20 protein-coding genes and 1 riboswitch are annotated in these 22,147 nt (G+C 43.4%); of the genes, 12 read left to right on the top strand and 8 right to left on the bottom strand.

Annotation, left to right across the window (positions count from 1 at the left end):
• Window positions 1-435: 435 nt before the first annotated feature.
• Both phoU and FTT74_RS10320 read right to left on the bottom strand, forming a co-directional pair.
• Window positions 436-1,158 (bottom strand): phosphate signaling complex protein PhoU, encoded by a 723-nt coding sequence (gene phoU, locus FTT74_RS10315; RefSeq protein WP_004975736.1) that lies wholly within the window; start codon window positions 1,156-1,158, stop codon window positions 436-438.
• A gap of 450 nt (window positions 1,159-1,608) precedes the next feature.
• Window positions 1,609-2,946 (bottom strand): TolC family outer membrane protein, encoded by a 1,338-nt coding sequence (locus FTT74_RS10320; RefSeq protein WP_104852922.1) that lies wholly within the window; start codon window positions 2,944-2,946, stop codon window positions 1,609-1,611.
• A gap of 432 nt (window positions 2,947-3,378) precedes the next feature.
• On the opposite strand from FTT74_RS10320, the gene FTT74_RS10325 reads away from it, so the two are divergent.
• The 7 genes from FTT74_RS10325 (at window position 3,379) to FTT74_RS10355 (ending at window position 10,171) form a co-directional block, all read left to right on the top strand.
• Window positions 3,379-4,443 (top strand): hypothetical protein, encoded by a 1,065-nt coding sequence (locus tag FTT74_RS10325; protein ID WP_104852921.1) that lies wholly within the window; start codon window positions 3,379-3,381, stop codon window positions 4,441-4,443.
• A 99-nt stretch (window positions 4,444-4,542) separates the two neighbouring features.
• A riboswitch (TPP riboswitch) is annotated at window positions 4,543-4,690 on the top strand.
• 102 nt (window positions 4,691-4,792) lie between these two features.
• The gene (thiC, locus tag FTT74_RS10330; protein ID WP_179988993.1) at window positions 4,793-6,688 is read left to right on the top strand and encodes a phosphomethylpyrimidine synthase ThiC; all 1,896 of its coding nucleotides are present in this window, start codon (window positions 4,793-4,795) and stop codon (window positions 6,686-6,688) included.
• A 77-nt stretch (window positions 6,689-6,765) separates the two neighbouring features.
• Complete coding sequence (locus tag FTT74_RS10335; protein ID WP_004975729.1) at window positions 6,766-7,386, top strand: NUDIX domain-containing protein; 621 nt, start codon at window positions 6,766-6,768, stop codon at window positions 7,384-7,386.
• Window positions 7,387-7,396: 10 nt separating this feature from the next.
• Window positions 7,397-8,203, top strand: a complete 807-nt coding sequence (cpdA, locus tag FTT74_RS10340) for a 3',5'-cyclic-AMP phosphodiesterase (protein ID WP_179988994.1) — start codon at window positions 7,397-7,399, stop codon at window positions 8,201-8,203.
• A gap of 213 nt (window positions 8,204-8,416) precedes the next feature.
• Window positions 8,417-8,944, top strand: a complete 528-nt coding sequence (dksA, locus tag FTT74_RS10345) for an RNA polymerase-binding protein DksA (protein ID WP_004975725.1) — start codon at window positions 8,417-8,419, stop codon at window positions 8,942-8,944.
• A 2-nt stretch (window positions 8,945-8,946) separates the two neighbouring features.
• Window positions 8,947-9,879, top strand: coding sequence for a tRNA glutamyl-Q(34) synthetase GluQRS (gene gluQRS, locus FTT74_RS10350; RefSeq protein ID WP_179988995.1), 933 nt, complete (start codon window positions 8,947-8,949; stop codon window positions 9,877-9,879).
• Window positions 9,880-9,931: 52 nt separating this feature from the next.
• Complete coding sequence (locus tag FTT74_RS10355) at window positions 9,932-10,171, top strand: zinc-ribbon domain-containing protein (protein WP_104852920.1); 240 nt, start codon at window positions 9,932-9,934, stop codon at window positions 10,169-10,171.
• Between the two features lie 11 nt (window positions 10,172-10,182).
• Here the strand turns inward: FTT74_RS10355 and ftsW are convergent, their stop codons facing one another.
• The 5 genes from ftsW to FTT74_RS10380 all read right to left on the bottom strand — a co-directional run bounded on the left by ftsW (window position 10,183) and on the right by FTT74_RS10380 (window position 15,314).
• Window positions 10,183-11,379 (bottom strand): putative lipid II flippase FtsW, encoded by a 1,197-nt coding sequence (gene ftsW / locus FTT74_RS10360; protein ID WP_004975720.1) that lies wholly within the window; start codon window positions 11,377-11,379, stop codon window positions 10,183-10,185.
• Window positions 11,380-11,398: 19 nt separating this feature from the next.
• Window positions 11,399-12,745, bottom strand: coding sequence for a UDP-N-acetylmuramoyl-L-alanine--D-glutamate ligase (murD, locus tag FTT74_RS10365; RefSeq protein ID WP_104853279.1), 1,347 nt, complete (start codon window positions 12,743-12,745; stop codon window positions 11,399-11,401).
• Between the two features lie 171 nt (window positions 12,746-12,916).
• The gene (locus FTT74_RS10370; protein WP_154321146.1) at window positions 12,917-13,168 is read right to left on the bottom strand and encodes a DUF6587 family protein; all 252 of its coding nucleotides are present in this window, start codon (window positions 13,166-13,168) and stop codon (window positions 12,917-12,919) included.
• A gap of 32 nt (window positions 13,169-13,200) precedes the next feature.
• A complete protein-coding gene (locus FTT74_RS10375) occupies window positions 13,201-15,057 on the bottom strand; it encodes a ferrous iron transporter B (protein WP_131260988.1) in 1,857 nt (618 codons plus the stop codon).
• On the bottom strand, window positions 15,054-15,314 hold the full coding sequence (locus FTT74_RS10380; protein WP_004975713.1) for a FeoA family protein: 261 nt from the start codon (window positions 15,312-15,314) through the stop codon (window positions 15,054-15,056). The genes FTT74_RS10375 and FTT74_RS10380 overlap by 4 nt, the downstream gene beginning before the upstream one ends.
• Window positions 15,315-15,499: 185 nt before the next feature.
• Between FTT74_RS10380 and xerD the strand changes: the two genes are divergently transcribed.
• From xerD to thrC, 4 genes are all read left to right on the top strand, one after another.
• Window positions 15,500-16,417, top strand: a complete 918-nt coding sequence (xerD, locus tag FTT74_RS10385; RefSeq protein WP_004975712.1) for a site-specific tyrosine recombinase XerD — start codon at window positions 15,500-15,502, stop codon at window positions 16,415-16,417.
• A gap of 147 nt (window positions 16,418-16,564) precedes the next feature.
• A complete protein-coding gene (locus FTT74_RS10390; RefSeq protein WP_179988996.1) occupies window positions 16,565-17,380 on the top strand; it encodes a DsbC family protein in 816 nt (271 codons plus the stop codon).
• A 199-nt stretch (window positions 17,381-17,579) separates the two neighbouring features.
• Window positions 17,580-18,884 carry a homoserine dehydrogenase gene (locus FTT74_RS10395; RefSeq protein WP_004975708.1) on the top strand — a complete coding sequence of 435 codons (1,305 nt, stop codon included), beginning with the start codon at window positions 17,580-17,582 and terminating at the stop codon, window positions 18,882-18,884.
• A 57-nt stretch (window positions 18,885-18,941) separates the two neighbouring features.
• On the top strand, window positions 18,942-20,081 hold the full coding sequence (gene thrC, locus FTT74_RS10400; RefSeq protein WP_004975706.1) for a threonine synthase: 1,140 nt from the start codon (window positions 18,942-18,944) through the stop codon (window positions 20,079-20,081).
• Window positions 20,082-20,201: 120 nt separating this feature from the next.
• On the opposite strand, the gene FTT74_RS10405 is transcribed toward thrC, so the two are convergent.
• Complete coding sequence (locus tag FTT74_RS10405; RefSeq protein ID WP_131260992.1) at window positions 20,202-21,293, bottom strand: serine hydrolase; 1,092 nt, start codon at window positions 21,291-21,293, stop codon at window positions 20,202-20,204.
• A 215-nt stretch (window positions 21,294-21,508) separates the two neighbouring features.
• Between FTT74_RS10405 and FTT74_RS10410 the strand changes: the two genes are divergently transcribed.
• On the top strand, window positions 21,509-22,144 hold the full coding sequence (locus FTT74_RS10410) for a response regulator (protein WP_004975702.1): 636 nt from the start codon (window positions 21,509-21,511) through the stop codon (window positions 22,142-22,144).
• Window positions 22,145-22,147: the final 3 nt, after the last annotated feature.

A 22,147-nucleotide genomic window follows, 5' to 3' on the forward strand; every position in this document is an offset into this window, starting at 1 on the left:
TAGATTCAAAAAGTTAAGCTAATTTCCTATTTTTATTTCTCGATTGAAGCGTATATTTTATAGTCACAACAAAACACTTAACAATAGATTAATTATTGATTTCAAAAAGAATAGTTTAAAAAATAATCACACTAAAAATAATGTAATTTAAAAATACATTTGCATATAAAACGCTACATTCCACTACAATAAACCACATGATTCTTGAGTGTGATTTCCCTATACTTATTTTCAAGGAGATAAGCAATTATCTCTCACTATAATAAATATCCCCGATTTCAATCTCAGATTTCCCCCAAAGTCTGAGATTTTTTTTATCCAAAATTCAGGTTATTTCAAAATCTTAAAGATCAGCAAAAATCAAAAAGACTCATTCAAGCCATAAAAAAAAGCCCCATCATTAGATGAGGCTGAATATTCAAAAAAAAGCTGAACTTAGCGTTCCTGTACTTTTTCTTCAATTTCTTTGACGCTGGTATGACGTACGTCAAAACCTTTGACCATATAAATCACTTGTTCTGAAATATTTCGTGCGTGGTCACCAATACGCTCTAATGAACGTAACACCCACATCACATTAATCACACGTGAAATATGACGCGGATCTTCAATCATATACGTCATAAGAGTACGTGTTGCAGATTGATATTCACGGTCAATATCGGCATCGGCAAGTAAAACACGCAGTGCTTGATCGACATCTAAACGTGCAAAAGCATCCAGTGCATCGTGAATCATGACGCGCACTTGGTTACCAATATGACGTGTTTCCATATAGCCGCGTGGCGAACCACCTTCTTCACATAAGTTTTGGGCAATACGGGCAATTTTTGCAGCTTCATCACCAATACGCTCTAAGTCAGTATTGGCTTTAGACATGGCAATCACCATACGCAAATCAATTGCGGCTGGATGACGACGCGCCAAAATCAACGTTAAGGCTTCATCAATTTCGGTTTCCATGCGATTGACAACATTGTCTTGGAACTGAACTTCTACCGCCAAGGCTGCATCGGTATCCAAGAGTGCGTGAATCGAGTTGGCAACCTGCTGCTCTACCAAACCACCCATGGCCATAAATTTGGTATTTACATCCTGCAAATCTTCATTGAACTGAGAAGAAATATGGTGACTTAACACAGGATTATTCGTACTCAAGGAATACACTCCACAACAAAAGGATAGACTGACGCAATGATTGAATATTAAAGCACAGCAATGATGACGTTTTTATGACATTTTCTCACCAAACTCTCAAGTCTGATCGTTTCTGTCTTTAAACAGCATAAGCCATTCAGATGACAAAATGACTTGGGTCTGTTGACATTTCGTCTATGTTTGCGGCAACGCATATTTTTTAGCTGATATAAGGCATGGGACAGGAAATTTAGTCATTCTAAATGACTGACTCATAAAGCAATAGTAGCAAAAATATGCTCGCCCCCTTGCGCAGCAAACAAAGCAACGCTTTGTTCTTGCTCATGTGGCTAAAACTTTCTCAGATTGCGTTATGAAACTTGGCAATAGTCTCGCTATTCCCTGCGTTTCATGCCTGATCTGCTCAGTTTTAGCCTACAGCGCAAGCCATTTATGAAATGTCAACAGACCCTATATGGCTTTCCGAATCAACCAAGCATTCATTTCCTGCACATCTTGTTCAGTCAATTGCCCAACGGCTGCTTTCAACTGTAACACATGCTTCAAATAGTCATACTGTGCATTGAGATAATCCTGCTTGGCAGAAAAGGCGTTACGCTGTGCCAACAGTACATCCACCATGGTTTTTAAACCTTCCTGATATTGCGCTTTGGATGCTCGTGCCACTAAATCTGCTGAATTCATTGCAGCCTGTCGCGCCTGCAATTTGGCTTGATCAGTTTCGACTTGTAAATATGCCTGTTTCACATCGGTATTGGCTTTACGGATTGCTGCATCTAGCTCGGCTTCAGATTTCTGTACCAAAACCACTGCTTTTTGCACATTTTTATTGACCCGCCCACCGCTAAACACATTCCAGTTCATTTCAATCCCGACCTGGTCGAACTGACCATCGGGCGACATGATACTTTCAGGGCTTTGTTTGGCATAACCATAACTGCCCACAGCTTCTACCTGCGGATAACGTGCTGCTTGTTCAACCCGACGTGCATCTTCGGCATATTGTCGCTGCAAACGTGCCTGTTGAATAGCCAAATTTTGAGTTTGTGCCAATTGCGACCATGCCTCTAAACTTTCAGGCACAGGTTTTTGAAATTGAAAGTCATCTCGCAAAACTGCCAAACTTTCTTGATATGGCCCAATCAATTGTGCCAACTGCTCTTGTGCCAAAACCAACTGCACATGTGTTCCAATCCTGTTCGCTCGTGCATTTTGATATTGCGCATTGGCTTCACTGACTTCACTTTTAGCCACCAAACCTTCACGCAGTTTGGCATTCATCATATTGAGCTGTTCCAACAAAGCTTTTTCTTCTTGTAAATATGCTGTTGTTAAAGACTGCTGTCTCAGCACATTAAAATACGCTTCTGATACATTCAAAATATGTTGCTGTTGTTGTAAACGTAAGGTGACTTCACTCAGGCTTAACGAGGTTTTGACTTGTTTCAGGGCTTGCCAAGCATCCCAACGAAATAAAGGCTGACGTGCTGTTAACGCGACTTGACGTGAAGTTGAAGATGAACTGCTTAAAAGCTCTGGCGAGGAACTGGCAATATTGACTCGACTCATTTCCTGACTTTTACGGGTGATATTGCCCGACAGAGTCACAGTTGGCAGTAAATTGCCTTGCGCAAGCCCTAAATTTAATTGATCGGCCTGATATTGTAATTGCTGTGCGCGCCAAGTCGGATCGCTATTTTGAGCACGCTGATAGGCTTGCATTAAATCCAAAGCAAAAGCGCTTGAACTCATCCAACATAAGCATGTCACTAACATCATTTTTTTCATTATTTTTCGATCAACCCACTCTGTAATTTCGTCAATCCTACTGCAATGTATTTTTACACCGCCCATACTAAAGCGAATTTGCATTTTTTTCGTATGATTTTCATTAATTTTGATAATTTTTCATATTATTTCAATTCATTGCAATAATTAAGCAAAGCCATACACGTGCTAACAATCGCTGCATAAAGTGGTACTTACTCACAGGCATGTAACCAAACTCTAGCAGAATACTACAATTTACTCCGTGGCTTTGACTTTACAATGCAAGCTCTCCCCTCGTCCTTCGACCCAAGCTTCTAAAACCGTGTGCCTCACAGCGGATATTTTAAATTTAGAATTTTGGTATGAATGACTCATTTTGAATTTTTGGAATCCATAGTGCCTAAATGAAGGCACTAGATGATGAATGAATACTCATGTTGAATTGCTGTAATGGTTAAATTTCTTCGCGCCAGTAAACTTGCCCTACTGCTTGGCAGTTGTCTGTATTTGCTCGCCTGCCAAAATTCAGATACACCTCCCGTAGCTGAACCACCAAAGGTACAGGCCAGTGCCAGCGAGCCTGTGGATTTGACCCAAATGTGTGAAAATATTCAGCACAATATGCAGCAAATTGACAATACCCGCACCACGTTTGCGCTAGAACAAATTAATCAGGATTTAAAAGTCTGCCTACCCTTGCTGCCTTTGAATGAGCAATTAAATTTGCTCAATCTTTCGACCCAAATGTATCAACGCTTTTTGCATGTAGAACGCAGCGCTGCAGAACAAGCTGCCTTTGACCAACACGCTTTTGATATGGCACAGCATCCGACCATTCAGCAAAGTCATTTTGAAAACTTTGCCTTGCGTGATCAATATTTATTGAAACATAAGGGACAAGCCTATTTAGAGCTATACGATGCAGGTGAAGCACAGTTGGTTTATCGTCGAAGCCCGCAATACTTAGCCATTATTTTTGCGCCTTACATGCCCGATGCCGAGCAGATTTTTATTGAAAGAATGGCCAATGACAATATGCAGCACAGCCTGCGTGATGGTGGACTCACCCTTGATGCTGCCGATTTGACTGAACGCGCCTTATTTTGGGAAGATTACGTGCAGCGTTATCCTAAAAGTCACTTTATACGGGATGCACGTTATCTAGCCGAAGTGTATGCCTTGCTGCTGTTTAAAGGCACAGTCAACAGTCCTGTTTCTCAGGATTATGTCGATGAATACAGTATCCAACCTGCCGTATTATTTGAAATTAAAAAACTGGCAAAGTTGCAAAAATCTCCCTTAGCACAGCAAGCGCGTAAATTCCTTGCCTTTTTACACATGAGCAGTGAACAACGACTCACTGAAATTGCAGCACAGCCCACTGCACGTGAACAGCGTGAATATGGCGATGATGCTTTAGTACATGCACAGTTGCATCAATATTTAAATTTAAAGAACATCTCCATCCATGCAAAACGCGATTGTTTTAGTGATGCCGTTTGTATTACTCGCTAATTATCCAAAGTCGCTTAAAGCTCAAATACTTGTCATTAGGCATCAAAGAATAAAAGCCGCGCGAAGCCTGCTTTTATACCAACAACGTGCTACTATTTATACAGCTTGACGGAGCGCGAGTAATTCCTCGCTGAGATTGTGTCCATTCTTTGTTGTTTGCCCAAAGGTCTGCAACACAGATTTAAACCCAAGTACCGTTGAACCTGATCAGGTTAAAACCTGCGTAGGAATCAAGCCACCTAAAAACCCCGCCACACGGTTAATGTTGAACTATTAAAGTTTCAACAACTCAATTGCAATGTTTTTGGTCGTGCTTGATTCGTTGATTTCATTCTTCAGGATCATTGCAATGAACCAATTAACGAATCTATCCCCTGCTGACATTTCTGCTCAACACGAGCAAGATGCCAAAGATTTAACCCGCATTTTGCCTGCATCGAAAAAAGTCTATATTCAAGGCTCACGCCCAGACATTCAGGTGCCAATGCGTGAAATTGAACTGACCGACACTCCAACAGGTTTAGGCGGTGAGCACAATCCACCGCTCATGGTGTATGACACTTCAGGTGTATATACCGATCCAAATGTTGAAATTAATCTGAACAAAGGCTTGCCGAACATCCGCGACAGCTGGATTGAAGAGCGCCAAGACACCGAAAAACTAGAAACCCTCAGCTCAGCCTTTGGTCAAGAGCGTTTACGCGATATTCGTACTGCAGAGATTCGTTTTGCCCATATTCAAAAGCCGCGTCGTGCCAAAGCGGGTAAAAACGTCACCCAAATGCACTATGCCAAACAAGGCATCATTACCCCTGAAATGGAATATATCGCCATTCGTGAAAACCAACGCCAACGCGAAGGTGTCGATATGCGTCAGCATCCAGGGCAAAACTTTGGGGCTAAAAACTTAACTGAAATCACGCCTGAATTTGTACGTCAGGAAGTGGCTGAAGGCCGTGCAATTATTCCTGCCAACATTAACCACCCAGAATGTGAGCCAATGATTATTGGTCGCAACTTCTTGGTCAAAATCAATGCCAATATTGGTAACTCGGCACTGGGTTCAAGTATTGATGAAGAAGTCGCGAAAATGACTTGGGCGACCCGTTGGGGCGCAGATACCATCATGGATTTATCGACAGGTAAAAACATCCATGAAACCCGTGAATGGATTATCCGCAACTCGCCTGTGCCAATTGGTACTGTACCTATTTATCAGGCACTAGAAAAAGTAAACGGCATTGCCGAAGACCTCACTTGGGAAATCTTTAAAGACACGCTGATTGAACAGGCTGAACAAGGTGTGGATTACTTCACCATTCACGCAGGCGTGTTATTGCGTTATGTACCACTCACGGCCAATCGCTTAACAGGTATTGTATCGCGTGGCGGTTCAATCATGGCGCAATGGTGTTTGGCGCATCATGAAGAAAACTTCCTTTACACACACTTTGATGAAATCTGCGAAATCATGAAAGCTTACGATGTATCGTTCAGCTTAGGTGATGGTTTACGTCCGGGTTGTATTCAAGATGCCAACGATGAAGCACAATTCAGCGAACTGCGAACTTTGGGTGAATTGACTCACCGCGCTTGGGAACATGATGTGCAAGTGATGATTGAAGGCCCGGGGCACGTACCAATGCACATGGTCAAAGAAAATATGGACTTGCAACTTGAAGTCTGTAAAGAAGCACCATTCTATACACTCGGCCCATTAACCACGGATATTGCACCAGGTTATGACCATATTACTTCTGCAATTGGTGCAGCGATGATTGGTTGGTACGGTACTGCAATGTTGTGCTATGTGACACCTAAAGAGCACTTAGGCTTACCGAACAAAAAAGACGTCAAAGACGGCATCATCACCTATAAAATTGCAGCACATGCGGCTGACCTTGCCAAAGGACATCCGGGCGCGCAAGCACGTGACAATGCCTTATCTAAAGCACGTTTTGAATTCCGCTGGGAAGATCAGTTTAACCTGAGCCTTGACCCAGATACCGCACGCAGCATGCATGATGAAACCATGCCAAAAGAAGCGCATAAATCTGCACACTTCTGTTCAATGTGCGGACCAAAGTTCTGTTCGATGAAAATCACGCAAAACGTGAGAGATTATGCACAAAATCAAAATGCTGCGAACAAAACGGAGCAAGTAGATGCAGAGGTCGAATCAGGTCTCAAAGCCATGAAAACCGCTTATCAGGAACATGGTCAAAAATTATACCATAAGCTCTAATTTGTTTAAAAAGCGTTTGTATTCAATAAAATCTCAGTTAGGATGAAATTATGCTTTGCTCATCCTGATGAGAATTTATGAAGATTATTCAACAAGCAACTTATGGACAACACGATGCACAGATTCACCAACGTGAATACCTGTATCGTGGTTTTATTCAGGTTGAAAAAGTCAGCCTGAGCCATCGCTTGTTTAATCAAACTACATATACCCCAGTCCTTCAGCGTGAACTCATTCAACGCCCTGAAGCGGCTGGGGTACTCATTTATGATGCACCACAACAAAAATTTGCCCTGATTGAACAATTCCGTATTGGTGCAATTGATGATTGCGACTCGCCTTGGCAACTCGAAGTGATTGCAGGCGTGCTAGATGGCAATGAATCACCTGAAAGTTGCATTCGTCGTGAAGCTTTGGAAGAATCGGGCTGTGAATTAAAAGAATTACAACATTTATTCAGTTTTTATCCATCTGCGGGTGCATGCGCAGAATTGTTCCACTTATATAGTGCGAGCACCACGTTACCACAGGAAGGTGGCGTGTTTGGTATGCCAGATGAAGGAGAGAATATTCAATTACACATTCTTGATTATCAGGAAATTCCAAACTTGCTGACCAATGGTCGGCTAAAAAACGCACCTGTCATCATGGCATTGCAATGGTTACAACAACAAATTAAAACCGTGAAGGATGTCTAAGGGGTCAGGCATGACTTTATTCTCAAACAATCACCAGCACCGCTGGACAATTGTACAAATTTCAGATACGCACCTCATGAATCAGGAAGATTTAGAGTTTGTGCACATGAATCCTGAACGCAGCTTTCACGCGGTAATGCACGATATTCAACAGCAATATCCGCAGCTCGATGCTATTTTCCATACAGGCGATTTAGCACAAATCCCTGTTGCTGAAACCTATCAGCGTTATTTGCAGTTTATGCAGACTTTGAATACGCCGCATTTCCAGATTCCGGGCAATCATGATGATGCCGCGGTTTTTCCATTCCATTTACAGTCCAATCAAGTTCATGCAATTGAGTTGGGCAATTGGAGTGTCATTTTACTGAATACTGCGGTTAAAGGTCGGATTGATGGCTGGATGGACGCAGCACAATTACAGCAGTTAGATCAGCTTTTACAGCAACATGCGCAGCAGCAGGTGATTATTGCCTGTCATCACCATCCTTTTGATATGCAATCGCACTGGATAGATCAGCACAAACTTAAAAATACCGAAGCCTTAATTGATGTATTGGCACGCCACAACAATGTCAAATTGGTGCTGTGTGGGCATGTGCATCAAGACTCATTAAATGAATGGCAAGGGATTCAATTTTACTCTACGCCTTCGACCTGCGTGCAATTTAAACCACATAGCCAGCACTTTGCGCTTGGGCCTGAGGCACCGGGTTACCGTGTGTTACATTTGAATGCAGATGGCAGTTTTAGCACCCAAGTGCATCGGGTTGAGCATGTCACACAACAAATAAATTTTGAAATTTCAGGTTATTAACTTTCCATTTTATTTTTTTTGCTTTACTTTATGCCTTCAACGAAAAAATGCGATAACACATCCAAACATCAAAGACTATCCATAATCAAAAAAAGTCTATATGATGACGTCCCCCGAAGATCGAATATTGTTCTTTGGGAGTGGATAAAAACACTTGCATATCACCACATTTTTCGCGTACCAATCGTGCGCATATGATGAGGAATGCCCTACATGGCGAATGACAACCAAAATCAAGTCTTGGACGAACAAACAGATCTTGTAGAAGAAAAAGCTACAAAACGCGTGCGTAAGGCAAAGCCAAAGGCTTTAGAGGGCGGTTCTACAGCTAGCTTATTTGGTATTGCACCTTATCAGCCTAAAAAAAATGAAGAATACATGTCTGAAGGACAGCTCGAGCATTTCCGTCAAATTCTCATGGCGTGGAAAGAAGAGTTAATGTCAGAAGTTGACCGCACTTTAAACACCATGCAAGACGAAAATACAGCCTTGCCAGATGTCAACGACCGTGCGACTCAAGAAGAAGAGTTTGCAATTGAATTGCGTACTCGTGACCGTGAACGTAAATTGATTCGTAAAATTGAACAATCTATTGAAGCGATTAAAAACGATGACTATGGTTTCTGTGAAACTTGCGGTATCGAAATCGGTTTACGTCGCTTAGAAGCGCGTCCAACTGCAACGTTATGTATTGATTGCAAAACTTTGGCAGAGATCAAAGAGAAGCAAAACAACGGTTAATCGTGACTGTTGAGAATTACCTAGCCGAACACAGTTCGGAGCTTGAGCAGCAGCGAAACGATGTTTCGCTCACTCGCTATATAGGTCGGTTTGCGCCATCGCCAACCGGCCCTTTGCATTTTGGCTCACTCATTACCGCAGTGGCCAGTTATTGCGATGCCAAAGCCCAGCACGGCACTTGGCTGGTACGTATTGAAGATACTGACATCCCACGCATTTACCCTGGCAGTGAAAATCATATCTTGCGTTGTATTGATGCCTTTCAATTTGAGCCGGATGCCGAAATTGTTTTCCAGAAAGATCGCCTCGATCTCTATGCAGCCGTGTTGCAACAATTGCAGCAACGCGACTTGGTCTATGCCTGTCAATGCACCCGCAAAATGCTTGGCTCCAATCATATTTATGCAGGGACTTGCCGCAATTTAGGTTTAGATTTTGCCAATCAAGCGATTCGAGTCAAAGTCACAGACCAAGAGATTTGCTTTCAAGACCGCCTGCAAGACAAACAATGTTCCAACCTTGCGCAGGACTTGGGCGATTTTGTCCTAAAACGGCGTGATGGCATTATCAATTATCAACTGGCAGTGGTGGTGGATGATTATTTGCAAGGCATTACCCATGTGGTTCGCGGCGCAGATTTACTCGACAACACCGCACGGCAAATCTATTTGGGGCAACTGTTAGGCTACCCTAAACTCAGCTACACGCACCTGCCTTTAGCCATGAATGCACAAGGGCAAAAACTGTCTAAACAGAACTTGGCACAAGCTTTAGATTTAGCCCAAGCACCGAAGCTGCTACAAGCCGCTTTAACTGCCTTAAATCAAGCCACTGTCGAATTAGACACCCCTGCACGCATGCTTACGCAAGCCATTCAGCAATGGGATCTTTCACGTATTCCTGCAGGCACAGCTTTACACGGCTATTATTTATAAAATTTAAAATTCAGTTATGCTCAAATTGAAATGGATCATTTGAGGTTGTGTCATGTTTTTTATTTTTGGTGTTGGACCGAAAACCAAAGTGGTCGAGAAAAGTCAATTTAGCTGCCCCGTTTGCCGCACTCGCAGTAGCTATGAACTCAGACAGCAACGACAATATTTTTCCTTATTTTTTATTCCCTTGTTTCCTATGTCTAAACAAAAAAATACTACAGTCAAGTGCTTACACTGCGGAACAGTCATGCCAAGCATGGTCTTGCACCATGCTCAGCCAGAAGCGAAATAGAAGGATAAATTCTAGAAGCTGGATTCTTCACGGCTAGGGTTAATCTCATGCGTGCTGGCTTCAATTTTCAGAATCAAACTCACCATCACTGCACACATAATTAACGATGAACCACCATAACTAATAAAAGGTAGAGTCAAACCTTTGGTAGGCAACATACCCATATTCATGCCTGCATTCACCATAATCTGTAATAAGAAGATAATGCTGATGCCATAAGCCAAATATCCTGCACGTAAGTACTGGTTTTTCAGGGCGCGATGACCAATTTTAATGCAGGCAATCAGCATAGCAAAAGACAAGCTCAACACCACAAAAATGCCTAAAAAGCCAAACTCTTCACCTAAGACAGCCAACATAAAGTCCGTATGTGCTTCAGGTAAATAGGACATTTTCTGGATACTATGCCCCAAGCCTACGCCTGCCCATTCACCGCGTCCAAATGCCATTAAGGCGTTAGACAACTGATAACCGACACCCAAAGGGTCATTCCACGGGTTTGAGAACGACATTAAACGCTCAAAACGATAAGGCTCAAATACCACCAAAAACACAAAGGCGGCAATAATCGCGCCAAAGGCAATACCAAACTGAATTAATGGCGCACCAGCTAAAAAGAAGACCCCTAACATGGTCAAGGCAATCACCACGGTCGCCCCCAAGTCAGGCTCTGCAATCACCAAACCTACCGTGACTGCCATAATCACTGCAAGACGAATCAGACCTTTAATGTTATTACGCACTTCTTCGGCACGGCGCACCACATAGTCAGCGGTAAAAATGGCCATCATCACTTTAGCGACTTCGGAAGCTTGCAGGGTAAAACCTGCGACCCGAATCCAGCGTTTAGAACCATTGACTTCAGTACCCACCAGCAACACTGCAGCCAACAAGGCAATGGTCACAATCCACAGAAAGAAGGTGTTGTTAAACCAGGTATTCAGCGGCACTCTATAGGCAATCACGGCAGCGATTAATGCCACCACAATAGAAATACCATGACGCAATACATAGTGAAAGGCATTTTCATGCATGCGCTCGGCATAAGGCATAGAAGCCGATGCCACCATGATTGAACCAATACATAACAGCGCCAGTACGCTAAAAATCAGTACATTGCGTACATTCACTTCCGCTGGCAGTTTGGGTAACCAGCGCTCATAGACCTGATTGAGTTTATTGATTGTTGTCTGAGCAAAGCCAGCCATATCTCACACCTTATTGTTGTTATACCAGTGCGTTGACATAAGCAACGAACTTGTGACCACGTTCTGGATAGCCCGAGAACATATCAAAACTTGCACATGCAGGTGACAATAACACCACATCATGCGCTTGTGTATGTTGTTGGCAGATTTCAACTGCTTGTTGCAAGGTATCTGCAGTTAAGAGTTGGGTTGTTCCCGCAACTGCTGTTTCAATTTTCGTAGCATCCTCACCAATCAACACTGCCAGTTTGGCATATTGTTGCAATGATTGGCGTAGCGCAGTGAAGTCCTGCCCTTTGCCTTGCCCACCTAAAATAATCGCAACCTTACCGCCTTGTGCCTGAATTGCTGCACCCAAGCCATCTAAAGCTGCCAAAGTTGCACCGATGTTGGTTCCTTTGGAGTCATTATAATAACGCACCCCATGTAATTCTTTGACGAATTCACAACGATGCTCCAAACCTTTAAAGGTTTTCAGCGTTTCCAGCATGCTGTGCATAGATAAACCAATGGCTTCACCCAATGCCAAACACGCTAATGCATTAGCAATATTGTGTGTGCCTTGAATATACATCTCGGTGCTTTTTAATAAACGCTCACGCCCACGTGCCAACCACATGCTGCCATCATCATCTTTTAATAAGCCGTATTGGTTTAGGTCAGGCGCATTTAAGCCAAAACTTTGCATAGGAGTCTGATCTGGCACCAACGGACGACTCAAAGCATCATCACGGTTAAACACCACTTTTTTCACACCCTGAAAAATACGATGTTTGGCGGTGTGATAACCGAACATATCGCCATGACGGTCTAAATGGTCTTCACTCATGTTCAGCACTACCGCCACTTCTGCATTTAAATTCGAGGTGGTTTCTAGCTGAAAACTGGAGAGTTCTAAAATATACAGTTCAGGATCATCTTTAATCAAATCCAGCGCAGGGCGTCCCAAATTTCCACCTACCGCGACTTTTTTACCTGCCTGCTCTGCCATTAAACCAATCAGTGTGGTAACGGTACTTTTCGCATTAGACCCTGTAATTGCCACAATAGGTTTGTCGGTCGCACGACGTAAAATCTGAATTTCACTCACCACAGGAATGCCCTGCGCCATCGCAGCCTGAATTTCAGGGAGTTTTGGATCTAAACCTGGGCTAATCACAATTTCTTCCGCAGACAGCAATAAATCCTGATCAAACTGACCAAAACGGGTTTCTACTTCGGCAGGAATTTGGTCATGCCCTGGAGGTGTGGGGCGAGAATCTGTCACAGCAACGCGGTAACCCTGATGATGTAAAAAATTAACGGCTGCAACACCAGAAATACCAAGTCCTGCAACGACTTTTAATCCACCACGTTGTATTAACATTTTTGCCCCATTTTGTGCGCTAATTTTGAAACAGACAAAATAGTAGCACTTTGCTGTTTTGAATGCTTTTTCTGTTTGCAGTTCCTGCAGTTTTTTTGTGTCAGTGCGTAAAAAAACCGTCATATTGCAGACGGTTTTTAAAAAGAATATTGCTAAAGTGAATAAACAAGCCTATTTCCACTTCACCGCTTGAACTTCAACTTGCTTTTCTGCGGGTTGATCTTGAGAATCACAACCACAACTGCCGCCACAGCCTGCCGCGGCTGCAGGTTTTAGCCATTTGGCCAAGCCATGCCAGCCTTTTTCAGTACAGAAATTGGAGAGTTTTAGAAAAACTGCGCCAGAAGTCTTGGGAAAGACTTTTTTAAAGACTACTACAGCACTCCACAGTACCAATGCAGCAACAATTAAAATTTCAACCATGTTCATCTACTCCTGTAGGTCAGGCATGTGCCTTAACCCAACAAATACGATGCCGTTTGATAAGTCAGGAATGACATGAAATAAGCCAAACCAAATAGATAGCAGGTCATAATACTGACCGTACGCCATGATCCTGTTTCGCGTTTTACCGTTGCTAAAGTTGCCAAACAATGCGGTGCATAAATAAACCACACCAATAACGATAAACCCGTTGCCAATGACCAGCCCAGTTCACCACCACCACTAATTAAAGCAGCCAAACCTTGGGACATGGCATCTTCATCCACTGCAGATAAGGCATAGACTGTGCCTAATGCAGCCACCACCACTTCACGCGCTGCCATCGCAGGAATCAAGGCAATCACGATCTGCCAGTTAAAGCCCACAGGAGCAAAAATTGGCTGTAATACATGCCCCAGCATCCCTGCAAAACTATAGTCAATTGCAGGCATGGTCGCGCCTTCAGGCGGCTGCGGGAACGTACACAAGAACCACAATAAAATCGACAGTGCAAAAATAATGCCACCGACACGCTTTAAGAAAATTTTGGCGCGATCTAGCAAACCAATCCAAACACTTTTTAGGTCTGGAAAACGGTAACTTGGTAGCTCCATCAACAAGACATGCTCAGATTTATCTTTTTGCAAAAATTTAAGCACAAAAGATACGCCCAAGGCACTCACAATGCCTGCCATATACAGACCGAACAAGACCAGACCTTGTAAATTAAACATGCCCCATACGGTTTGATTGGGAATGAATGCTGCGATGAGTAAGGCATATACAGGCAAGCGCGCAGAACAAGTCATTAACGGCGCAACCATAATCGTGGTTAAACGATCACGTGGGTCAGCAATACTACGTGTTGCCATAATGCCTGGCACTGCACAGGCAAAACTAGACAGCAATGGAATAAAGGCACGACCACTCAAACCTGCGCTAAACATCAGCTTATCGAGCAAGAATGCGGCACGTGGCAAATAACCCGATTCCTCTAAAATTAAAATAAACAGGAACAGAATTAAAATTTGCGGCAAGAACACCACCACACCGCCTGCGCCCGCAATAATGCCATCCACAATCAAGCTGTTCAGCAAGGGATGGCTAATGTTTTCGCCAATCACTTCACCTAGCCAGCCAAATAAACTTTCGATGCCATCCATAAACGGTGCAGCCCAAGCAAATACCGCTTGGAAGACAACAAACATCATCACCGCAAGGCTGACTAAACCGAATACAGGATGTAAAAAAATTTTATCGAGGAAGTCGGAGCGTTTGTCTTCTTGATCTACAAAGTGCACCACATCATGCAAAATGGTTTGAATCCGTTGATGCTGACTGCCTGTTAAGCCTGTCAATTCTGTCTGCGGAACAGCAAATTTGCCCTGATCTAAGGCATGCATTAAGTTTTGAATACCTGAATCACGCACTGCCACGGTTTCCACCACAGGTACACCCAAACGCTCAGACAATTTTTGCGTGTTGATTTGCATGCCACGACGACGCGCCTCATCCATCATGTTGAGTACCAACAAAATCGGACGACCCAGTGCAATCATTTCCAAAACCAAGCCCAAATGCAATTTCAGGTTGGTGGCATCCACGACACAAAGAAAGGCATCTTGCTGACCTTCTTCGGCTATTTTGCCTTGTACCACATCTCGAGTAATGGCTTCGTCGGGACTGGTGGCTTCTAAACTATAAGTTCCGGGCAAATCCAACACCCGCACCGCCTGTCCCGAAGGCAAGGTGAATTGCCCGACTTTACGCTCTACGGTCACGCCTGCGTAGTTGCCAACTTTTTGACGTGTCCCTGTCAAATGGTTAAATAAAGATGTTTTACCGCAGTTTGGATTCCCTACAAGTGCGATACGTAAGGCATCGCTCATGCGGACACCCCTTGTTCAATTTCAATGCGTTCAGCTTCTACTTTGCGCAAAGCAAAACGGGTAAATCCCACTTGAATCAAGATTGGATCACCACCAAAAATACCTTTGGTAATCACCTGCACCTGCGTACCCGGCACAAAACCCAGTGTTTCTAAGCGGTTTGCCACTAAGTCACTAAGGGATGTTCCACCATCGGCAGTACGTAATACCTGACGGATGATGGCTGTTTGTTTTGCTTTAAGTTCTGACAAACGCACCGTGAAATTCCTATACCATTTTGCACATTATAACATGCAAATGAGAACAATTAACAAATAAGGTCGACTTACATTTAAATGCTTTATATCACATCGACAGCCCTGCTGAATTGGATTAGAGTAGAAAATAACGCTGCTTATTATCGAATTTCTCAATTAATTTTGTGATTTCGCCTGTGATTCCTATGCTGAACAAAAAACCTCGTATTCCTGCTGCAATACAGATTCCAGAAGCTTTGAGCTTTTTGGAAGGCTATCGCAACGATTTAATCGCACAAAGTGTCAGCCCGCATACCCGCAATGCCTATCTGTCCGATTTAATTCAATGCAGCGACTATGTCAGCAAACCCATGCCTGAATGGAATCATGACGATATTTCAGATGTACTCATCGAACTCACCAAACAACAAAAAAGCCCCCGCTCTATTGCGCGCTGTCTGTCTGCACTACGTTCTTTTTATAAGTTTTTAAGAGAGCACAAACTGCGCTCTGACAACCCTGTTGCTGCGCATAAAACCCCAAAATTAGGTCGTGCCTTACCCAAAGATTTATCTGAAGCCGATGTTGAAGCCTTAATTCACGCTCCTGACATCAACACTGCACTCGGATTACGAGATCGTGCCATGCTTGAAGTCTTATATGCTTGCGGTTTACGAGTGACGGAATTGCTGAATTTACGTTTAGAATTAATCAACCTAAAACAAGGCTATTTACGAATTGTAGGTAAAGGCAATAAAGAGCGTTTGGTGCCTATGGGACAAGTCGCTTGTGAATGGATAGAAAAATATTTAACCGAGTCGCGTCCGCAACTGTATAAAAGTGCCACCGATTATCTATTTTTAACAGTTCATGGCGGCATTATGAGCCGACAAAATTTTTGGTATGCCATTAAACGCTATGCCCTGCAAGCAGGCATTCAAGCCGAGTTATCGCCACACACGTTAAGACATGCCTTTGCCACGCACTTACTCAATCATGGGGCAGATTTACGTGTGGTACAAATGCTGCTCGGGCACAGCGATTTATCCACTACACAAATTTATACCCACGTTGCACAAATCCGTATGCAGCAATTGCATGCCCAACATCATCCACGGGCTTAAAACAAAAACGACGTCGAAGCATAAGATCTACTGAAACTTCGTCTATGAACGCAAGCCATTTATGAAATGGCAACAGACCCTAACGATCACGAATATTTTTTGTTATGCTAACGCTCTATTTTTTATGCCAACAAGAAAGGGTTGTTTATGACATTTACCCGCTCGACACTTTTGATTGCCTGTTCACTGGCAAGTGCTTTTGCAATCACCGCATGTTCAAATGCAAACAATGAAGATAAAAAGCAAACCACACTCACCGCCAGTGCGCCTGCAACGGGTGAAGCATCAACCCTGATTGAACGCAATGCACAACAGCGTTTAAGCACGACCTTGCAGCAACATTTTAAAACTGCAGGCATCAACGCCAAAATTACCGACATTAAAGCCACGGAAGTCCCAAATTTATTTTGGGTGAGTCTTGAAGGCATGTCATCGGTCTATGCCACCAGTGATGGCAAATACATTATTCAAGGCGATGTGATCCGTTTAGGTGACAAAGAACTGCATAATGTCAGTGAAAACTTGCAAGCAGGCGTGAACAAGAAAATTTTTGCTGAATTAAAACAGGAAGATTTATTGGTATTCCCTGCCAAAGGTAAAACCAAACACGTCATTTATGTATTTACCGATGTCAGCTGTCCATATTGCCATCGTCTACATGAACAAATGGATGAAATGAATGGCAAAGGCATTGAAGTCCGTTACATTTCTTGGCCGCGTGGCGAACAGCACATGCCTGCCATGGAAGCAATTTGGTGTAGTGAAGATCGTCATGCTGCCTTTAATCAAGTTATGAATGGCGCACAAATTGCACCTGCCAACTGTAAAAACCCTGTTCGTGCTCAGTATCAATTGGGCTTAAATATGGGCGTCAATGGCACACCTGCAATTTATAATGCCGAAGGCGTATATTTAGGCGGCTATCTGTCTACCGCTGAATTGATCAAGCGCTTAGACAAATAAAAATAGAGGTTTTGTAGATGCTGCATCATCCCAATACACCAAGACGTAGCATCTATGAAGCCAATATAAATAACGATTTTTTATGCGTTATTTTACTTTTTTTTATACTGTGAAGATAAGTGAGATCTGCCCTAGAGTCAGCGCGTTTTTTTAGCTATGATCTAGGCTTGCTTAAAGTTATTAAAATATGGAGTGTGACGTGAAACCAGTTCGTCTGGCAATCCTCGGTCTTGGTACTGTGGGTGGTGGTGCCCTTAAACTATTAAAAGAAAATGCTGCTGAGATTAGACGTCGCACCGGTCGTGAAATTGAAATCACTTATGTGGGAACACGTCGTCCGCGTCCTGACCTAAACTTGCCTGAATCGGTCAAGCAAAGCTCCGACTTGATGGACATTGTCCGTCAACCCGATGTAGACGTGGTGGTTGAAGTGATGGGCGGTATTCACCCTGCTTATGACGTGATCATGGAAGCCATGAAGCACGGCAAACAAGTAGTGACAGCCAACAAAGCCCTACTTGCAGAACACGGCAATGAGCTATTTAAAGCAGCTGAAGACAATGCCGTACAAATTGCCTATGAAGCTGCGGTTGCAGGTGGTATTCCAATTATTAAAGTCATCCGTGAAGGTTTGGCTGCCAACAAAATTGAATGGTTGGCAGGCATCATCAACGGTACAGGCAACTTCATTTTAAGTGAAATGCGTGAAAAAGGTCGTGCATTTGAAGACGTACTGAAAGAAGCGCAAGAGTTAGGCTATGCCGAAGCCGATCCGACTTTTGACGTCGAAGGTATTGATGCTGCACACAAACTGACTATTTTGGCTTCATGTGCATTTGGTATTCCACTACAGTTTGACAAAGTCTTTACCGAAGGTATTGGCAAAGTGACCGCACAAGATGTGAAATATGCCGAAGAACTCGGTTTCCGCATCAAACACTTGGGGATTGCCCGTCGTACCGATAAAGGTATTGAATTGCGTGTTCACCCAACTTTAATTCCTGAAGAAGAATTGATTGCCAATGTTAATGGCGTGAAAAACGCGGTCTTGGTACAAGCCAATGCGGTTGGTCCAACGCTCTATTATGGCGCAGGTGCAGGTGCAGGCCCAACAGCCTCTGCAGTAGTTGCAGATGTCGTTGATATTGTCCGTGACATTTCTTATACCGAAGATGGCGCAGGTACAATTCCGCAATTGGCATTTGAAGCCTTAACCGACTTGCCAATTTTAAGCCGTGAAGAAATGACCACGGGTTACTACATTCGCATTAATGCCGAAGACCAAACTGGCGTACTTGCTGATGTGACCACTATTTTAAGCCGCGCGGGAATCAGTATTGATGCCATCATGCAGCAATCACGCTTAAAAGACCTTATTCCTATCGTGATTCTGACTGACCCAGTCCTAGAATCAAAAATGGATGAAGCGTTACAACAAATTCAAGCATTGCCAACCATTCATGGCGAAATTGTACGAATTCGTTTAGAATCGCTTGATAATTAATCGGGTGGAGGGGAGTATTTCCCCTTGCCAAGCTCTACACACAATTGGAACATCATCATGTCGAATGCCAATCGTTATACTGGTTTAGTTGACCGTTATCGTGACCGTTTACCAGTGTCTGCAACCACACGTGCAATCTCTCTAGGCGAAGGAAACACGCCACTGATTAAGCTTGAGAATATTCCACGCATTATTGGTAAAGATGTTGAAATTTATGTGAAGTATGAAGGCTTAAACCCGACAGGTTCATTTAAAGACCGTGGTATGACCATGGCAGTTACTAAAGCAGTTGAAGAAGGTTCAAAAGCCATTATTTGTGCATCTACAGGTAATACTTCTGCTGCTGCTGCTGCCTATGCTGCACGTGCAGGCATCAAAGCATTCGTTTTAATTCCTGAAGGCAAAATTGCCATGGGTAAAATGGCACAAGCGATGATGTACGGTGCCATCACCATGCAAATCCGCGGTAACTTTGACGATGGTATGCGTCTAGTTAAAGAAGTTGCTGACCAAGCACCTGTGACCATTGTGAACTCGATCAACCCTTACCGCCTACAAGGTCAAAAGACCATTGCGTATGAAATTGTAGATGAGTTAGGTCGTGCACCAGATTACCACTGCTTACCTGTAGGTAACGCAGGCAACATTACTGCACACTGGATGGGTTATACCGAAGCGGTTGCCAACCAATCTGCCGATCAATTCGAGCAAGTGGTCTATGACGCAGCAACGGACAAATTCACAGGTCCAAACCCTGAAGGCCGCCCAATCATGGTGGGTTATCAAGCGTCTGGCGCTGCGCCATTCTTACGTGGTGCGCCTGTAGAAAACCCTGAAACTGTTGCAACTGCAATTCGTATTGGTAACCCACAAAGCTGGAACCATGCCAAAGCCGTTGTACGCGATTCAGAAGGTTGGTTTGATGAGCTAACTGATGCTGAAATCTTAGAAGCACAACGCATGCTTTCAATGTATGAAGGCGTATTTGTTGAGCCTGCATCTGCTGCGTCTATTGGTGGTGCAATGCGCGACATCAAAGCAGGTAAAATCAAAGAAGGTTCTGTGATTGTATGTACCGTAACAGGTAACGGTCTGAAAGATCCTGACACTGCAATGAAACAATGTGCAGATGCGGTGATGCTCTCTATTGATGCTACAATGCAACAAGTAAAAGACTCTATCCTTTCAAACATGTAAGTTTTGAATCGTGATCAAAAAAACCTGCATTAGCAGGTTTTTTTGTATTTGGAATCATGCAACTTTAACGGAAGTTGAGTCGTACGATTGATAACTCAACGCTCCAAGCTGAATGTGCTCTTAAATACGTTTAGGTAACTGGCTTGCCCAACTCATTAAGCGAGTTGCATCATTGGTACGTGCTTGTGAAGTATCTGCACCCAAAAGCACCACCACTGCAGGACGGTTATTCAAAGTGGTATGCATCACCACACAACGCCCTGCTTCATTGATATAGCCTGTTTTAGACAGATTAATATTCCAACCACCATTACGTACCAGTGCATTGGTATTGTTAGATTTTAAAACACGATAACCCAAGTTAAAGTCATAGGTTGGCGTGGTTGAGAATTGGCGAATCAAACCATATTGCGAAGCGGTGCTGACCAAAATACCCAAATCACGCGCAGAAGATACATTACGTGGGTCTAAGCCTGTTGCTTCGGTAAAACGGGTAGAATGCATGCCCAATTCACGCGCTTTAGCATTCATTGCGGCTACAAAGGCATTTTTCCCACCTGGATAAGTACGTGCCAACGCTGCTGCTGCAGGATTTTCAGATTTCATTAATGCAAACAGTAACGCTTCGGCACGGTTTAACTTGTCGCCCACACGCAAAGTTGAGCTTGAGTTTTTACCTGCTGCACCTGCAAAATCAATCGATTGCAAAGTGATTTGTTCAGACATATTCAAACGTGCATCAGAAGTCACCACGGCAGTCATCACCTTGGTCACAGATGCAATAGGTAATGCCACATTGGTATTTTTGCTATACAGCACTTCACCTGTTTGCGCATCCATCACCAAAGCCGCACGTGCATTAACTGATGGTTGGTTGCTATAAGCAGAGGTATCTAAAATACGGACTGTTTTAGGCGCAGTGGAAGCAGGTGCAACACCATTGCTACTACGCACTGTAGTGGTAATTTTCGTTGAACCTGGCGGAGTAGGTTCAGCAACATAGCTCTCTGGCGCAGCCTGAGCGCTCGCACTGGTACTTTCCAGATCACCATTTAAGAATTGATCGGCTTGCTCCGAAGACCAACTTAAGGTCGCCTGACCGTCGCTCCCAGAGGAAGGATTGATGACAAGTTCAGCAAAACTGACAGAACTTAGGCTGAACATCATAGATGCGACCAGCACATGCATGAACGACTTCTTAGAATTTTTCACGACTGCTTACTCAACTCAGGGAGGTAAGATACATTTGCGTATTACCTCAAATATGCCTTACATTTAAAAATACAACAATGAATCGTTTTTGACACCATATTGTGCAGAACTTTTCATTCTAGATTAAGAATAGCATTGCTAATTTTGTCGTTTCATTGCAAGCTAATTTTGCTTTATGTAACAAAAAAGATGATTTTTTCAAAGGGAGAGTGTAGGTGATCACAGTTTTAGTAGTCGACGATCATGAATTGGTACGTACTGGGATTTGCCGTATGCTCGAAGACCATGCCGATGTGCAGGTGATTGGACAAGCTGAATCGGGTGAAGAAGCGATTACCTTAGTGCGTCAGCATCATCCCAATGTGGTGTTGTTAGATGTGAACATGCCTGGGATTGGAGGCGTAGAAACCACACGTCGTCTATTGCAAACTGCACCAGACACTAAGGTCTTGGCGGTGAGTGGTTTGGCAGAAGAACCCTACCCTTCTTTATTGCTGAAAGCAGGTGCAAAAGGCTATATCACCAAAGGTGCACCTGTCAGTGAAATGGTACGTGCCATTAAAAAAGTCATGCAGGGCGGTAAATACTTCAGTGCCGACATTGCCGAACAACTGGCAAGTTCATACTTATCTGACACACAACAATCGCCTTTTGATAGTCTTTCAGAACGTGAAATGCAAGTGGCGATGATGGTGGTGAATTGTATTAGCGCACAGGAAATTGCCGATAAGTTGTTTGTCAGTGTAAAAACCGTAAATACCTATCGTTACCGTATTTTTGAAAAATTAAATATTGATAGTGATGTCAAACTGACTCACCTTGCCATTCGTTATGGACTGATTAAACCCTAAATT

It is taken from the genome of Acinetobacter sp. YH01007 (assembly GCF_013420425.1).
In the GTDB taxonomy this organism is placed as follows: Bacteria; Pseudomonadota; Gammaproteobacteria; order Pseudomonadales; family Moraxellaceae; genus Acinetobacter; species Acinetobacter towneri.

Bases quoted from the DNA above. Each gene is read 5' to 3' on its own strand.
- FTT74_RS10320 (WP_104852922.1), bottom strand. From the start codon at position 2,946: ATGAAAAAAATGATGTTAGTGACATGCTTATGTTGGATGAGTTCAAGC.
- FTT74_RS10325 (WP_104852921.1), top strand. From the start codon at position 3,379: ATGGTTAAATTTCTTCGCGCCAGTAAACTTGCCCTACTGCTTGGCAGT.
- thiC (WP_179988993.1), top strand. From the start codon at position 4,793: ATGAACCAATTAACGAATCTATCCCCTGCTGACATTTCTGCTCAACAC.
- FTT74_RS10335 (WP_004975729.1), top strand. From the start codon at position 6,766: ATGAAGATTATTCAACAAGCAACTTATGGACAACACGATGCACAGATT.
- cpdA (WP_179988994.1), top strand. From the start codon at position 7,397: ATGACTTTATTCTCAAACAATCACCAGCACCGCTGGACAATTGTACAA.
- dksA (WP_004975725.1), top strand. From the start codon at position 8,417: ATGGCGAATGACAACCAAAATCAAGTCTTGGACGAACAAACAGATCTT.
- FTT74_RS10355 (WP_104852920.1), top strand. From the start codon at position 9,932: ATGTTTTTTATTTTTGGTGTTGGACCGAAAACCAAAGTGGTCGAGAAA.
- ftsW (WP_004975720.1), bottom strand. From the start codon at position 11,379: ATGGCTGGCTTTGCTCAGACAACAATCAATAAACTCAATCAGGTCTAT.
- murD (WP_104853279.1), bottom strand. From the start codon at position 12,745: ATGTTAATACAACGTGGTGGATTAAAAGTCGTTGCAGGACTTGGTATT.
- FTT74_RS10370 (WP_154321146.1), bottom strand. From the start codon at position 13,168: ATGGTTGAAATTTTAATTGTTGCTGCATTGGTACTGTGGAGTGCTGTA.
- FTT74_RS10375 (WP_131260988.1), bottom strand. From the start codon at position 15,057: ATGAGCGATGCCTTACGTATCGCACTTGTAGGGAATCCAAACTGCGGT.
- xerD (WP_004975712.1), top strand. From the start codon at position 15,500: ATGCTGAACAAAAAACCTCGTATTCCTGCTGCAATACAGATTCCAGAA.
- FTT74_RS10390 (WP_179988996.1), top strand. From the start codon at position 16,565: ATGACATTTACCCGCTCGACACTTTTGATTGCCTGTTCACTGGCAAGT.
- thrC (WP_004975706.1), top strand. From the start codon at position 18,942: ATGTCGAATGCCAATCGTTATACTGGTTTAGTTGACCGTTATCGTGAC.